Annotated in this window: 11 protein-coding genes and 2 pseudogenes; 4 read left to right on the top strand and 9 right to left on the bottom strand. The window is 71.5% G+C overall.

Annotation, left to right across the window (positions count from 1 at the left end; all coding sequences use genetic code 11):
- Window positions 1–4: 4 nt before the first annotated feature.
- From ACFVYS_RS41125 to ACFVYS_RS41100, 6 genes and pseudogenes are all read right to left on the bottom strand, one after another.
- On the bottom strand, window positions 5–1,678 hold the full coding sequence (locus ACFVYS_RS41125; protein ID WP_389510656.1) for an urease subunit alpha: 1,674 nt from the start codon (window positions 1,676–1,678) through the stop codon (window positions 5–7).
- Complete coding sequence (ureA, locus tag ACFVYS_RS41120) at window positions 1,675–2,370, bottom strand: urease subunit gamma (protein ID WP_389510654.1); 696 nt, start codon at window positions 2,368–2,370, stop codon at window positions 1,675–1,677. Before ureA ends, ACFVYS_RS41125 begins: the two co-directional genes overlap by 4 nt.
- 231 nt (window positions 2,371–2,601) lie before the next feature.
- Complete coding sequence (locus tag ACFVYS_RS41115; RefSeq protein WP_389510652.1) at window positions 2,602–3,690, bottom strand: branched-chain amino acid aminotransferase; 1,089 nt, start codon at window positions 3,688–3,690, stop codon at window positions 2,602–2,604.
- Between the two features lie 249 nt (window positions 3,691–3,939).
- Window positions 3,940–4,983, bottom strand: coding sequence for a 3-isopropylmalate dehydrogenase (locus ACFVYS_RS41110; RefSeq protein WP_389510650.1), 1,044 nt, complete (start codon window positions 4,981–4,983; stop codon window positions 3,940–3,942).
- Window positions 4,984–5,179: 196 nt separating this feature from the next.
- Window positions 5,180–5,311 carry a hypothetical protein gene (locus ACFVYS_RS41105; RefSeq protein WP_020131440.1) on the bottom strand — a complete coding sequence of 44 codons (132 nt, stop codon included), beginning with the start codon at window positions 5,309–5,311 and terminating at the stop codon, window positions 5,180–5,182.
- A 220-nt stretch (window positions 5,312–5,531) separates the two neighbouring features.
- Window positions 5,532–6,403: pseudogene (locus ACFVYS_RS41100) on the bottom strand (LysR family transcriptional regulator).
- Window positions 6,404–6,470: 67 nt separating this feature from the next.
- Between ACFVYS_RS41100 and ACFVYS_RS41095 the strand changes: the two are divergent.
- Together ACFVYS_RS41095 and ACFVYS_RS41090 are read left to right on the top strand one after the other, a co-directional pair.
- A pseudogene (locus ACFVYS_RS41095) lies at window positions 6,471–7,510 on the top strand (NADP-dependent oxidoreductase).
- A 43-nt stretch (window positions 7,511–7,553) separates the two neighbouring features.
- Window positions 7,554–8,438 carry an alpha/beta fold hydrolase gene (locus ACFVYS_RS41090; RefSeq protein WP_389510648.1) on the top strand — a complete coding sequence of 295 codons (885 nt, stop codon included), beginning with the start codon at window positions 7,554–7,556 and terminating at the stop codon, window positions 8,436–8,438.
- An 86-nt stretch (window positions 8,439–8,524) separates the two neighbouring features.
- Here the strand turns inward: ACFVYS_RS41090 and pruA are convergent, their stop codons facing one another.
- Together pruA and ACFVYS_RS41080 are read right to left on the bottom strand one after the other, a co-directional pair.
- Window positions 8,525–10,165, bottom strand: coding sequence for an L-glutamate gamma-semialdehyde dehydrogenase (pruA, locus tag ACFVYS_RS41085; RefSeq protein ID WP_389510647.1), 1,641 nt, complete (start codon window positions 10,163–10,165; stop codon window positions 8,525–8,527).
- Between the two features lie 50 nt (window positions 10,166–10,215).
- Complete coding sequence (locus ACFVYS_RS41080) at window positions 10,216–11,142, bottom strand: proline dehydrogenase family protein (protein WP_389510645.1); 927 nt, start codon at window positions 11,140–11,142, stop codon at window positions 10,216–10,218.
- Between the two features lie 143 nt (window positions 11,143–11,285).
- Here ACFVYS_RS41080 and ACFVYS_RS41075 point away from each other — a divergent pair, with 143 nt between their 5' ends.
- On the top strand, window positions 11,286–12,494 hold the full coding sequence (locus ACFVYS_RS41075; protein ID WP_389510644.1) for a PucR family transcriptional regulator: 1,209 nt from the start codon (window positions 11,286–11,288) through the stop codon (window positions 12,492–12,494).
- A 94-nt stretch (window positions 12,495–12,588) separates the two neighbouring features.
- On the opposite strand, the gene ACFVYS_RS41070 is transcribed toward ACFVYS_RS41075, so the two are convergent.
- A complete protein-coding gene (locus ACFVYS_RS41070) occupies window positions 12,589–13,179 on the bottom strand; it encodes a TetR/AcrR family transcriptional regulator (RefSeq protein WP_389510642.1) in 591 nt (196 codons plus the stop codon).
- A gap of 97 nt (window positions 13,180–13,276) precedes the next feature.
- Between ACFVYS_RS41070 and ACFVYS_RS41065 the strand changes: the two genes are divergently transcribed.
- The gene (locus ACFVYS_RS41065) at window positions 13,277–14,833 is read left to right on the top strand and encodes an MFS transporter (RefSeq protein ID WP_389510640.1); all 1,557 of its coding nucleotides are present in this window, start codon (window positions 13,277–13,279) and stop codon (window positions 14,831–14,833) included.
- Window positions 14,834–14,874: the final 41 nt, after the last annotated feature.

The raw sequence follows: 14,874 nt of genomic DNA, 5'->3' as shown, positions 1-14,874 counted from the left end.
GTCCTCAGAGGAAGTACAGGCGGTTGAGGGAGACGGACTCGGCCGGCTCGGAGCGCAGCGGCTCGCCGTCGAGGGTGACCAGACCGGTGCGCTGGTCGACGTCGACCGCTCCGGTACGGGAGTTGCGGAGCAGGTCGGCGGGGCCGATGCCGCGGGTGCCGCGGACGGCGACCCTGCGGCGGCGGGTCGGCATCGCGTCGCCGCCCCGGTCGAGGGCGGCCTGGGCGACGAAGGCGACCGAGATGTCGGCGGGCGTGGCCCCGTACGCCCCGAACTGCGGGCCGAGGACCAGGGGTTCGCAGGTGTCGGTGGCCGCGTTCGGGTCGCCGACCACGCCGTACGCCGGGAAGCCCGACTTGAGCACGAGCTGCGGCTTGGCGCCGAAGTACTCGGGGCGCCACAGCACGATGTCGGCGAGCTTGCCGACCTCGATCGAGCCGACCTCGTGCGCGAGGCCGTGGGCGATGGCCGGGTTGACGGTCAGCTTGGCGATGTAGCGCAGGACGCGCTCGTTGTCGTGGTCGTCGTCCGGAGCGCCGAACTCGGCCTTCATCTTCCCGGCCATGGTGAACGTCCGGCGGACCGTCTCGCCCGCCCGGCCCATGCCCTGGGCGTCGGACGAGGTGATGCCGATGGCGCCCAGGTCGTGCAGGACGTCCTCGGCGCCCATGGTGCCGGCCCGGATCCGGTCGCGGGCCATGGCGGCGTCGCCGGGCAGGTCGGTCTTGAGGTCGTGGACGGAGACGATCATGCCGTAGTGCTCGGCGACGGCGTCCCGGCCGAAGGGGAGGGTGGGGTTGGTGGAGGAGCCGATGACGTTGGCGACGCCCGCCATCTTCAGCACGTTCGGGACGTGCCCGCCGCCGCAGCCCTCGATGTGGAAGGCGTGGACGGTCCGGCCCTCCAGCACCCTCAGGGTGTCCTCGACGGACAGGCACTCGTTCAACCCGTCGCTGTGCAGGGCCACTTGGACGTCGTGTTCCTCGGCGACCCGCAACGCCGTGTCCAGCGCCCGGGTGTGGGCTCCCATGTCCTCGTGCACCTTGAAACCCGAGGCGCCGCCCTCGGCGAGGGCCTCCACCAGGGGCGCGGCGGACGAGGACGAACCCCGGCCGAGGAAGCCGATGTTGACCGGCCAGGCGTCGAACGCGTTGAACGCGTGCCGCAGCGCCCAGGGCGAGTTGACGCCGACGCCCCACACGGGCCCGAACTCCTGCCCGATGACCGTGGTCACCCCGGAGGCCAGCGAGGCCTCCATGATCCGCGGCGACAACAGATGGACATGGGTGTCGACGGCGCCCGCGGTGGCGATCAGCCCCTCGCCGGACACGATGGACGTGCCCGTGCCGACGACGACGTCGACCCCGTCGAGGGTGTCGGGGTTCCCGGCCCGCCCGATCGCGTGGATCCGGCCCTCGCGGATGCCGATCGACACCTTCCGGATCCCCTGCACGGCGTCGATCACGACGACGTTGCTGATCACGACGTCACAGGTCTCGCGGACGGCGGCGGCCTTGAGGTGCAGCCCGTCCCGGGCGGTCTTGCCGAAGCCGGCGAGGAACTCGTCGCCGTGCCGCTGCGAGTCCGACTCGACGCGGATGACCAGCCCCGAGTCGCCGAGCCGGACGCGGTCGCCGGCCCGGGGACCGTGGGTGGCGGCGTACTCGTAGGGATTCATCGGGTCCCTCCCGCTTCCGCGCCCAGATATCCGCAGGCGGCGGCCCGGCGCAGGGCCTCGTCCTTCGCGCCCGGCGCGTCGAGCGGCCCGTCGACCAGGCCGGCGAAGCCGATCGCGACCCGGTCGCCGCCGATCGGTACGAGTCCGACCTCGGCGCTCTCCCCCGGCCCGAAGCGGACGGAGGACCCGGCGGGGACGGCGAGCCGCATGCCGTAGGCCTGCTCCCGGACGAAGTCGAGCCGCGGGTTGGCCTCGAAGAAGTGGAAGTGGGAGGTGACGGAGACGGGCACGGTCGCCGTGTTCGTGACCGCCAGCCGTACGGCCGCCTCGGGTTCGGCGTGCTCGGGCACCGGCAGCAGGGCCCCCGGCGCCCGGTCCCCGAGCGTGCCCCCGGCGATCGGATCGCCGACGACCGCGAGACGCGAGCCGTCGTCGAAGACGGCCTCGACATGCACCTCCGTGACGACGTCCGAGACGCCCGGCAGCACGTCGTCCGGGCCGAGGACGGACCGGGCGCGTTCGATCGCCTCGGCGAGCCGGGCGCCGTCACGTGCGGCCTCGCACACCGTGTCCGCGATGAGCGCGGTCGCCTCGGGGACGTTCAGCCTGAGCCCGCGGGCCCTTCTCGCCCGGGCCAGCTCCGCCGCGCCGAAGAGCAGGAGGCGGTCCCGTTCGGTGGGGGTGAGTCGCACGTCGCCCTCCCTTTCTTTGAGCAGCACTCTAAACGTTCTGCTCGGTGATCAGAAGGGGCGGCGAGGAACTTTTGAGCACTGCTCAAACATGGTCGAGCGCCGGAAACGCCACAGGGCCACCCCGGACGGGGTGGCCCTGTGGCGGAGTGGCCCTGTGGCGGAGCGGCCCCTGTCCGGGCAGCCCTGGGCGGAGTAGCCCCGAGCGGGTGGCCCTGGACGAGAGGCGGGCGGCTAGCCCAGCTCGTGCATCCAGCCGTGCTTGTCCTCGGCCGTGCCACGCTGGATGTCCAGCAGGGCCTGGCGGAGCCTGAGGGTGACCTCGCCGGGCTCGCCGCCCGACTGCTGCCACTCGCCGGCGGTGCGCTTGACCGTGCCGACCGGGGTGATCACGGCGGCGGTACCGCAGGCGAAGACCTCCTTGAGGGCGCCGCTCTCGGAGTCGCGCTGCCACTGCTCGACCGAGACCCGGCCCTCCTCGGCCTCGTAGCCGAGGTCGCGGGCGACGGAGAGGAGACTGTCACGGGTGACGCCCTCCAGGATGGAGCCCGTGAGCGACGGAGTGATGATCTTGTCGTCGTACACGAAGTACAGGTTCATGCCGCCGAGTTCCTCGACCCACTTGCGCTCGACCGCGTCGAGGTAGCAGACCTGGGCGCAGCCCTGGGCGGCGGCCTCGGCCTGGGCGAGCAGGGAGGCCGCGTAGTTGCCGCCGGTCTTGGCGTCGCCCATGCCACCGGGGACGGCGCGCACGTGCTCCTCGGAGACCCAGATGGAGACGGGCTTGACGCCGCCCGGGAAGTAGGCGCCGGCCGGCGAGGCGATGACCAGGAACAGGTACTCGTTGGCCGGCTTCACGCCCAGGCCGACCTCGGTCGCGATCATGAAGGGCCGCAGGTAGAGGGACTCCTCACCGCCGTGCGCGGGCACCCAGTCCTTGTCCTGGCCGACGAGCGCGTCGCACGCCTCGATGAACGTCTCGACCGGCAGTTCGGGCATGGCCAGCCGGCGGGCCGAGCGCTGGAAGCGCTTGGCGTTCTGGTCCGGGCGGAAGGTGGCGACCGAGCCGTCGGGGCGGCGGTACGCCTTGAGACCCTCGAAGATCTCCTGCGCGTAGTGCAGGACCATGGTGGCCGGGTCGAGGGGGATCGGCGCGTACGGGACGAGCTGACCGTCGTGCCAGCCGCGGCCCTCGGTCCACTTGATCGTCACCATGTGGTCGGTGAAGTGGCGGCCGAACCCGGGGTTCGCCAGGATCGCCTGCCGCTCGGCGGCGGAGATGGGACTGGCGGAGGGCTTGAGCTCGATCGTGGGCGTCGTCATGAGTGGTTGTCCTTCACCGGTTGTAGTGACGGGGCCGCGCTCACGCCCGTACGGCCAGTGGCCGGTGCTAGGACGTCCGAGCATTCCCTCATACCGCGGCTCCACGTTCGATTATCGCAAGCGGCGGACGAGGGCCAAAACGGCGGGAATGCGACCCAGGGTTGATGGTGGCACCCGGCGGGGGACATGCGGAAGCCGCCGGGTGCGGATGCGACCCGGCGGCTTCGAGAGGTTTCGCGCAGCGCGGGGTCAGCCGGCTACTCGTACGGCGAGCGCGTCACCGATCTCGGAGGTGCTGCGCGCGGGCAGCGAGCCGCGCTCCTCCAGGTCGACGGAGACGGCCTTCTCGATGCGGACCGCCTCGGCGTCGTAGCCGAGGTGGCGCAGCAGCAGGGCGACGGACAGGACCGTGGCGGTGGGGTCGGCCTTGCCCTGGCCTGCGATGTCCGGGGCCGAGCCGTGCACCGGCTCGAACATGGACGGGAACTCGCCGGACGGGTTGATGTTCCCGCTCGCGGCGACGCCGATGCCGCCGGAGACGGCCGCGGCGAGGTCGGTGATGATGTCGCCGAAGAGGTTGTCGGTGACGATGACGTCGAAGCGCGCGGGGTCCGTGACGAGGTAGATCGTCGCGGCGTCCACATGGATGTAGTCCGTGGTGACGTCGGGGAACTCCTGGGCCACCTGGTTGAAGACGTTCGTCCAGAGGTGACCGGCGAAGGCCAGCACGTTGTTCTTGTGGACCAGCGTGAGCTTCTTGCGGGGGCGGGCCTGGGCTCGGGCGAAGGCGTCCCGGACCACGCGCTCGACACCGAAGGCCGTGTTCACGGAGACCTCGGTGGCGACCTCGTGCGGGGTGCCCTTGCGGATCGTGCCGCCGTTGCCGGTGTACGGACCCTCGGTGCCCTCGCGGACCACGATGAAGTCGATCTCGGGCTGGCCGGCCAGCGGGGTGGCGACACCCGGCAGGAGCTTCGACGGACGCAGGTTGACATGGTGGTCGAAGAGGAAGCGCAGCTTGAGCAGGAAACCCCGCTCCAGGACGCCGGAGGGGACGCTCGGGTCGCCGATCGCGCCGAGCAGGATGGCGTCGTGCCGCTTGAGCGCCTCGGCGTCCGCGTCGGTGAGCGTCTCACCGGTGGCGTGGTAGCGCCGGGCGCCGAAGTCGTACTCCTCGGTCTCCAGCTTCACATCCTGCGGGAGGACGGCGGAGAGGACCTTGAGACCTTCGGCCACGACCTCCTGGCCGATGCCGTCACCGGGGATCACTGCGAGATTGAGGCTGCGAGACATACGGGAACCGTACTCCTCGTCCCAGGGGATGACATGGACCGTCCGCCATACGGACAGAGAAGTCGTGGCACGCACCTGGCGGCGCGGACCTGCGGTGTCGCGCGGGGTCGAGGTGCGACGCGGGTCCCGAAGTCCCGTTCGGGGCCCGCGCCGCACCCCGTGCGGGTGCGGCTCCCGGACTGCGGGGCGGCTCGGTTCAGTGGCCGGTCTCGCCGCCGTTGTCACGGCGGTCGAGGGCGCGCTGGAGCGCCGCGGCGGCGTTCTTCCGGTCGGACTCGGTCGTACGGGAGATGTGACGGACTCGGCGGCGGACGGTCGTCTCGGCCATGAGGAATCGACTCCTTCGAATTCCAGGGAGTGCGGAAGGGGGTTACGAGACGCCGGATGGGGCGGGGAGCGGGCCGCAGGGGTTGCCTGCGCGGGGCCCGGCTCACGACCGCCATTCGCTTGGTCGAGCGAGACGTTCGGCTCCTACAAAGCTAAGGGAGGAGCACGCGCCTGTCTCTACAATTACTCGGACTTCCTACTATCTGAGACGGCACCCCGGGTCACCCGGTGCCGACCTGCGGTTTCGCCGACGACCTCAACTCCCGGACGAGTGCCCGGACCACGGCGGTCGCGGCCAGCTCCGGGGTCGTGACATAGCCGACGCGACGGGTGGGCCGCTCCGGGCCGAGGTCGGTGACCTCCGTCCCGCGGGGCGTCCGGGTGAGGGAGAGGGCGGGCATGATCGCCATCCCCAGACCGCTGCTCACCATCGACAGCACCGCCCCGTCGTCCTCGGCGCGGACGGTCGCCGCGGGGATCCAGTCCTGCGCGGCCCACCACGCGCGCGTGCAGGACGAGCAGTTCTCCGTCCAGTCGACGAGCGGGAGGGAGCGCGGGTCGGCGTGCCCGGCCGGGTGCACCAGCGCGTACGGCTCCTCCAGCAGCACGTCCCCCACCAGCTCCGGCGGGATCGGCGCGCTGGTGCCGAAGGTGGCGATCCCGAGGTCGGCCCGCCCCTCGGCCACCGCGCCGGCCGTCCCCGGACCCACCTCCCGCACGACGGTCACGCTCGTCTCGATCCCCGGATGCCGGGCGGCCAGCCGCTCCAGGACGGGCGGCAGCAGATACAGGGCCGCGCTGCGGAAGGCCGCGACGCGCAACGGTCCTTCGACCCGGCCCGCCCCGGCACCCGTCGCCCCGGCCCCCCGCGTCTCGGCGACCAGGGCCTGGAGCATCCGCAGCACGCGTCGGGCGTGGACGACCGCGCGGGCGGCACCGCGTGCGAGACGGCCGACTGCGTGGTCCCGAGCCGGGCGGCGGCGGCCGAGAAACCCCCCTCGTCCGCGACGGCCACCAGCGTCCGCAACTCCTGCGGCGCAAGATCGACTGCGCTCACGCGAGGCTCCCACCTGCTGCTATGAGGGCGACTCATGGATCGGCCCGTTCCATGAACGCAACCCTCTGCCCGCCGCCCGCATTCCTGCCTACGGTCCCCTCCCATGACCAGCACCGCGCTCACCGTGCAGCAGACCGCCCGTCCGACCGGCTTCCCCACCCCCGGCCACTTCCGCTTCGCCGAGTCCCCGGTCCCGGAACCGGCCCCGGGACGGCCCTGGTGGAGAACCTCTACTGGTCGGTGGACCCCTACCACCGCGAAATGATGGACGGCGACTTCGAGTTGAACTCCCCCACGCTCGAATGCACTCGCGCGGGGGGACCCCCATCGCTGGAGGGGCGCTCACTCGGGCGGATCATCGCCACCCGCGATCCGGCGGCCCTCCCCGAGGGCGAGATCGTCTTCCACCGCCAGGGCTGGCGCACCCACGCGGTGGTCCGCCCGGAGGAGGTCAGACGGCTCCCCCGGCACGAAGGGGTGCCGCTCTCGGCGCACCTGAGCCTCCTCGGCGGCACCGGCCTGACGGCGTACGTCGGCCTGACCCGCATCGCCCGGCTGCGCGCGGGCGAGGACCTGTTCGTCTCCGCGGCGGCGGGCGGGGTCGGCACGGCGACCGGACGCTTCGCGCGGCTGCTCGGGGCGGGCCGGCTGATCGGCAGCGCGGGCACGGCGGAGAAGGTGCGGTACCTGACCCGGCAGGTCGGCTACGACGCGGCCTTCGACTACCACGAGGGGCCGGTCGCCGACCTGCTGGCGAAGGCCGCCCCCACCGGCGTCGACGTCTTCGTCGACAACGTGGGCGGTGAGCATCTCGGGGCGGCGATCGGCGCGCTGCGGGAACGAGGGCGGGTGGTGCGCGTCGGCACGGTCGGGCAGTACAACACGCCCGGCGCCACGCCGGCGGTGTTCGACCACGCCGACGTGGGGGAGAAGCGCCTGCGGATGGAGGGCTTCCTGGTGCGCGATCACCCGCACGTCCAGGAGGAGTTGTACGAGTTCGCCGTCCCGCATCTGCTGAGCGGGGCGCTGGCACTGGACGAGACGGTGGTGGACGGATTCGAGCGGATCGTGGACGCGTTCCTGCTGATGCTGCGCGGCGGGAACACGGGGAAGATCCTGGTGCGCCGGTCACCTAACCCTTAAAAGACTCTTGACCAGTTAGGCGCTCGCATGGTGCACTCGTGCCATGACCCTCCACGCCGAACGCCAGGTCCGTCACCGCACCACCACCGTCCGCGGCCACGAGGTGTACTACCGGGAGGCGGGCCCGGCCGACGCGCCGGTCCTGCTGCTCCTGCACGGCTTCCCGAGCAGCTCCCACATGTTCCGCGACCTGATCCCGCTGCTCGCCGACAGTCATCGCGTCATCGCCCCCGACCACCTCGGCTTCGGCCGGTCGGCCGCGCCCGCGGACTTCCGGTACACCTTCGACGAACTTGCCGCCGTCACCGGGGAGTTCACCGAACAGCTCGGCCTGAAGGAGTTCGCGCTCTATATCCAGGACTACGGCTCCCCCATCGGCCTGCGCCTCGCCCTCGCCCATCCCGACCGGGTGACCGCGATCATCACGCAGAACGGCAACGCCTACGAGGAGGGGCTCGGGGCAAAGGCCTGGGCGCCGGTGCTGGCGCTGATCGCGGAGCGGACCGCGGAGACCGAGGCGCCGGTGCGGGAGATCAGCAGCCCGGAGGGGATCAGGTGGCAGTACCTGCACGGGGTTCCGCCGGAGCAGCAGGAACTCGTGAGCCCTGACGCCTACGAGCACGATGCGGCCCTCATGGCCCGGCCCGGCCAGCCGGAGATCCAGCTCGACCTGATCTCCGACTACGGCTCCAACTTCGCCCTCTACCCGGCCTTCCAGGAGTACTTCCGCACCAGCCAGGTCCCGCTGCTGGCGGTCTGGGGCGCCGGTGACGAGATCTTCGTCCCGGCCGGCGCGCTCGCGTTCCGCCGCGACCTGCCCCGGGCGGAGGTGCACCTGCTGCCCACCGGGCACTTCGCCCTGGAGACACACGCGGGCCAGATCGCGGCGCTGATCAGCGACTTCCTCGGCCGCGCCGGCCGCCGCTGACGGATCCGCCGACGGGGAACGGGAAGGGGCCGGGCAGTAGCCCGGCCCCTTCCTCCGTCATTCTGTTGCCGCTGTACGACGACGCGTCAGCCCATGTGCGGGTACGGGTAGTCGGTCGGCGCGACCAGCGTCTCCTTGATGGCGCGGGTCAGGGTCCAGCGCATCAGGTTCTGCGGGGCGCCGGCCTTGTCGTTGGTGCCGGAGGCGCGGCCGCCGCCGAAGGGCTGCTGGCCGACGACGGCGCCGGTCGACTTGTCGTTGATGTAGAAGTTGCCGGCCGCGTAACGCAACTTCTCCATCGTGTACGCGGCGGCCGCGCGGTCGCCGGAGATGACCGAACCCGTCAGCGCGTAGTCCGACACCGACTCCATCTGCGTCAGCATCTCGTCGTACGCCTCGGCCGAGCTGTCGTCGTACACGTGCACGGCGAGGAACGGGCCGAAGTACTCGGTCGTGAAGACCTCGTTCTCCGGGTCGGTGCACTCGACGACGGTCGGGCGGACGAAGTAGCCGACCGAGTCGTCATAGGAGCCGCCCGCGACGACCGTGCAGGTCGGGTCGGCCTTCGCGCGGTCGATCGCCGCCTTGTTCTTGGCGAAGGACCGCTCGTCGATGACGGCGCCGATGAAGTTCGAGAGGTCGGTGACGTCACCCATCGTGAGGTAGTCGACCTCGGCCGCGAACTCCTCCTTGAAGCCGGAGTTCCAGATCGACGCCGGGATGTAGGCCCGGGAGGTCGCGCTGCACTTCTGGCCCTGGTACTCGAAGGCGCCACGGGTGAGCGCCGTCTTCAGCACCGCGCGGTCCGCGCTCGGGTGGGCGACGACGAAGTCCTTGCCGCCGGTCTCACCGACCAGACGCGGGTAGGAGCGGTACTTCTCGATGTTGGCGCCGACCGTCTTCCACAGGTACTGGAAGGTCTTCGTCGAGCCGGTGAAGTGGATGCCGGCGAGGTCGCGGTGCTCCAGGGCCACCTTCGAGACCTCGATGCCGTCGCCGGTGACCAGGTTGATGACGCCCTTGGGCAGACCGGCCTCCTCCAGCAGCTGCATGAGCAGCACGGCGGCGTGGGTCTGCGTCGGGGACGGCTTCCACACGACCACGTTGCCCATCAGCGCGGGCGCGGTCGGCAGATTGCCCGCGATGGCCGTGAAGTTGAACGGAGTGATCGCGTAGACGAAGCCCTCGAGCGGGCGGTGGTCGAGGCGGTTCCAGACACCCGGGGAGTTCGCCGGGGGCTGCTCGGCCAGGATCTGGCGGGCGTAGGCCACGTTGAAGCGCCAGAAGTCGACCAGCTCACAGGGACAGTCGATCTCCGCCTGCTGGGCGGTCTTCGACTGGCCGAGCATGGTGGAGGCGGCGAGCGTCTCGCGCCAGGGTCCGGCGAGCAGTTCGGCGGCGCGCAGGATGATGGCGGCGCGGTCGTCGAAGGACATCGCGCGCCAGGCGGGCGCGGCGGCGAGCGCCGCGTCGACGGCGTCCTGGGCGTCCTGCTGCGTGGCGTTGGCGTAGGTGCCGAGGCGGGCCTTGTGGTTGTGCGGCTGCACGACGTCGAAGCGCTCGCCGCCGCCCATCCGCCGCTCGCCGCCGATGGTGCAGGGCAGGTCGATCGGGTTGTCGGCCAGTTCCTTGAGCTTGGCCTCCAGCCGGACGCGCTCCGGCGAGCCGGGGGCGTAGCCGTGCACCGGCTCGTTGACGGGGGTGGGGACCTGGGTTACCGCGTCCATGTCTTCCGTTACTCCTTCTGAGCGGGTGTTTCGAGCGGGGGGGTGCGGGCTCAGCCCTTGCTGATCATCGAACGGACGAAGAACCGCAGGTTGGCGGGCTTCTCAGCCAGCCGACGCATGAAGTAGCCGTACCAGTCGGTGCCGTAGGCGGTGTAGACGCGCATGCGGTGCCCCTCGGCGGCCAGCCGCAGGTGCTCGTCGCTGCGGATGCCGTACAGCATCTGGAACTCGTACTCGTCCAGCTTGCGCCCGGCCTTGCGCGCGAGCTCCTGGCCGATGGAGATGAGACGCGGGTCGTGGGACCCGATCATCGGGTACCCCTCGCCCTCCATCAGGGTGCGCAGGATCCGGACGTACGCCTTGTCGATCTCGTGCTTCTGCTGGTACGCGACCTCGGCGGGCTCCTTGTAGGCGCCCTTCACCAGCCGGACCCGGCTGCCGCTCGCGGCGAGCCGGCCGGCGTCGGCCTCGGTGCGGAACAGGTAGGCCTGGATGACACAGCCGGTCTGCGGGAAGTCCTTCCGCAGCTCCTCGTGGATGGCGAACATCGAGTCGAGGGTGGTGTGGTCCTCGGCGTCGAGGGTAACCGTGGTGCCGATGGCGGCGGCGGCCTCGACGACCGGGCGCACGTTGGCCAGGGCCAGCTCGTGGCCGGCGTCCAGCGCCTGGCCGAACATGGACAGCTTGACGGACATCTCGACCCGCTCGCCGAGCTCCAGCTCCGCGAGCCGGGCGACCAGCGCCAGGTAGGCGTCCCGGGCGGCGGCGGCCTGCTCGGGGGTGGTGATGTCCTCGCCGACGACGTCCATCGTCAGCTCCAGCCCCCCGGCGGTGAGCTCCTCGACGATCGGGACGATGTCGTCGACCGTCTCACCGGGGATGAAGCGGTCCACGACCTGCTTCGTCACCGGGGCCGCCGAGATCAGGCGTCGCATCCGGTCGCTGCGCGAAGCGGCGAGAATCACGGGACCCAGCACGGGGCACCTCCACATACCAACCCATACAAGGCCGTTTCCCGACGATCGGGGAACGGCACGGAGAACCACCGTGAAACCTAAGGATCCCTCCGATCGTGGGCCATCGACAGCTGTCACGCATCCGTGCCGCGGATCTCAGACAGATGTATGAAGGGGATGCGGACTTGCGCGAGAATGCCTGGGTGACAGCCGATTACCAAGGTGACCACCAGGAGCTCGTCGACGAGATCTCCGAGCTGCTCGGCGCGCCCGCGACCCTGGAGAACCGGGATTTCGAGCTGATCGCCTTCGGCGCCTACGACAGCGAGGGCGAGCTCGACGCGTCGGCGCTGGATCCGGTGCGCACCCGCTCCATCCTGACCCGGCGCTCCACGGCCGCCGTCCGCACCTGGTTCGAGGGCTTCGGCATCACCCGCGCGACCGGCCCGGTCCGGATCCCGCCGACCCCGGAGGCCGGGGTGTACCGGGGGCGCGTCTGCCTCCCCGTACGGCACCGGGGGGTCGTCCTCGGCTATGTCTGGCTGCTGGACGACGACCCCGGGCCCTCGGACGCCCAGCTGGCGGCCGCGATGGAGGTGACCGGCCGGATCGGCGCCCTGCTCGCCGACGAGGCGCAGCACGGCGCGGACCTCACCCGGGAGCTGCGGGCGGTGCTCACCGCGCAGCCCGACTGGCAGCGGGACATGGCGGTGGCGGAGCTGCGCACGGCGCTCGGCGCCCGCGCGGACGGCCCGCACACGGTGGTGTGCGTGACGCCCTGGCCGTCCGCCGACCCGGACGACGCGCCCTCGCTGCGCACGCTGCCGGGGGCGACGGCGCTGTGCACCGTGCCGTGGGGCACCGCGGCCCAGTCCCTGGCCCTGCTGGTCCGTCTGCGCTCGACGGACACCCTCACCCCGGCGACGACGGCGGCGGCCCGGCTGCTGGAGCGGGCCGGAAAGTCCGCCGCGGGAGTGGCCGCCGGGCGGGCCGGCCTCGCGGAACTCGGCGCCGCCTGGCAGGAGGCGTCGGCGTCGGCGCGGGCGGCACTCGCCGAGCCCGGCCTCGGCCCGGTCGCCCGGTGGGCGTCCATCGGCCCCTACCGCCTGCTGACCGCCCTGCCCCAGGAGAGCGCCCAGGACCCCGCCGTGCGGACCCTGTTGACCCCCGCCCACCACGAACTCGCCCGCACGGCCGAGGTGTACCTCGACTGCGCGGGCCAAGCGGGCCGCACGGCAGCCGAGTTGGGCATCCACCGGCAGACCCTCTACTACCGGCTGTCCCGGGTGGAACAGCTGACCGGCCTGGACCTGGACGACGGCGAGGACCGGCTGCTCCTGCACATGACACTCAAGGCGGCCCGGCTGCCCTGAGCCCCACTCACTCCGGGATCGCCCGGACGGCCCGGACGGCCCGGACGGCCCGGACGGCCCGGACGGCCCGGACGGCCCGGACGGCCCGCCAGGATCAGCCCTTGGTGGCGCCCGCGATCACCCGGCGCAGCCCCTCGGTGAGCTGTGCCGCGTCGGTCGCCGAGTCCGGGTCGAAGAGCCACTGGACCATGAGCCCGTTGAGGAGGGTCTGGTAGAAGCGGCCCTCCGTGTCGACGGTCTCCTTGTCGAGCTCGTCCTCCGGAACGCCGTTGAACATGGGCACGATCCCCGACCGGCCCTCTTCCTGCGCCGCGGCCAGCAGCTTGCGCACCTCGGGGAGCCGGTCCCCCTGGACGATGAGCTCGAAGCTCAGCAGCCAGATGGCCCGCGTCCGCGGCACCGACCCGATGATGCTCGCCCACACCTCCTGGAAGCGCTCCAGCGACCCGGCGGCCGCCGTCATCGCGTCCCCCGCACCCCACCCGGGGTCGAACTCGTCGCCGGCGCCCTCGATCAGCGAGACGTACGCCTGCACCAGCAGCGCGTCCTTGGACCCGTAGTGGTAGCCGATGGACGCCAGGTTGGTCCCCGACTCCTTGACGATGTCCCGCGCGGTCGTACGCAGGAACCCCTTCTCCAGCAGGCAGCGCTTGGCGCCTTCGAGCAGATCCTCACGGTGTCCCATGCCCGCCACCCTACCCCCGATCCATACAACCGTCCTATACGCATGACTTATACAAGCGTTCTAGACAAGCGTTTAATACGCTCGTACAGTCACCGTCATGACCAACCCGACGAACTCGACCGACGCGACCGACGCAACCGACGCGACGAACACGGTGAGCACCCCCGCACCTCCGGCAGGCCGCGCCGGCCGCCGTGAATGGACCGCGCTGGGCGTACTGATGCTTCCGCTCCTGCTGGTCTCCATGGACGTCTCCGTCCTCTACTTCGCCATCCCGGCGATCAGCGCGGACCTGGGGCCGACCGGCACCCAACAGCTGTGGATCTTCGACATCTACGCCTTCGTCCTGGCGGGCCTGCTGATGACGATGGGCTCGCTCGGCGACCGCATCGGCCACCGCAGGCTGCTGATGATCGGCGCCGCCGCCTTCGGCGCCGCCTCACTCACCGCCGCGTACGCGAACAGCGCCGAGACCCTGATCGCGGCCCGCGCGGTCCTCGGCATCGGCGGCGCGACCCTGATGCCCGCGACGATGGCCCTGATCCGCACGATGTTCACCGACCCGGGCCAGCGCGCGAAGGCGATCGGCATGTGGTCCGCGGTGATGACGGGCGGCATCGCGCTCGGCTCGGTGATGAGCGGCCTGCTGGTGCAGTACTTCTGGTGGGGCTCGGTCTTCCTGGTCAACCTGCCCGCGATGGTCCTGCTGCTCGTCCTCGGCCCGGCTCTGCTGCCGGAGTCCCGCGACCCCGCCCCCGGCCGCTTCGACTGGCCGAGCGTCCCGCTGTCGATGGCCGCCGTACTGCCCGTGATCTACGGCCTGAAGGAGATCCCGTCCGAGGGCTGGCACGCGCAGTACGTCGTCTCGGTCACCGTCGGTCTGCTCTTCGCGGCCCTCTTCGTCCACCGCCAGCGCACCACGGCCGCACCGATGATCTCCCCGGCCCTGTTCCGCGGCCACGGTTTCGCTCCCGCCCTCGCCCTCAACCTGGTCTCCGCCTTCGGCATGATGGGCTCGGCGTTCTTCACCACCCAGTACCTCCAGTCGGTCCTCGGCAAGAGCGCGCTGGAAGCGGCCCTGTGGGCGCTGCTCCCCTCGGTGCCGATCGGCCTGGCGGCCCCGGTCGCGACCTCCCTGGTGCAGAAGGGCGTCAACCGCGCCTATGTGGTCACGGCCGGCTTCGCGATCGGCGCGAGCGGCTACGCGCTGCTGGCCCTCGCCGGCACGGACTCGATGTGGCTCGTGCTGACCGCCTGCGCGGTCCTGGCCTGCGGGATCGTGATGGTCCTGTCCCAGATGACGGACCTGGCGCTGGGCGCGGCCCCGGTGGAACGGGCGGGCTCCGCGGCCGCCCTGCTGGAGACCGGCACCGAGTTCGGCGGCGCCCTCGGCATGGCCGTCCTCGGCTCCATCGGCACGGCGATCTACCGCCACGACATCCCGGCCACGGCCCCGGCCGAGGCCCGCGAGACGCTCGGCGGCGCCCTGGCGGTGGCAGGTCGGCTCCCGGGGCGCACGGGAGACGCCCTGGCGACGACGGCACGCGAGGCGTTCACCGGCGGAATGCAGGGCGCGGCGATCGCCGGGGCGGTACTCCTCGCCGGAGCGGCGGTGGCGGCTTCGGCCACGCTGCGCAGGATCCGGGTGCAGTGACACGAAACGACAGGAGCCGGGCGGGCTGGAGTGATCCAGCC

Source organism: Streptomyces sp. NPDC058295 (genome assembly GCF_042880655.1).
GTDB lineage: Bacteria > Actinomycetota > Actinomycetes > Streptomycetales > Streptomycetaceae > Streptomyces > Streptomyces coriariae.
Note: the sequence above shows the minus strand (reverse complement) of the source record. Positions and strands in the feature narration are given on the sequence as shown.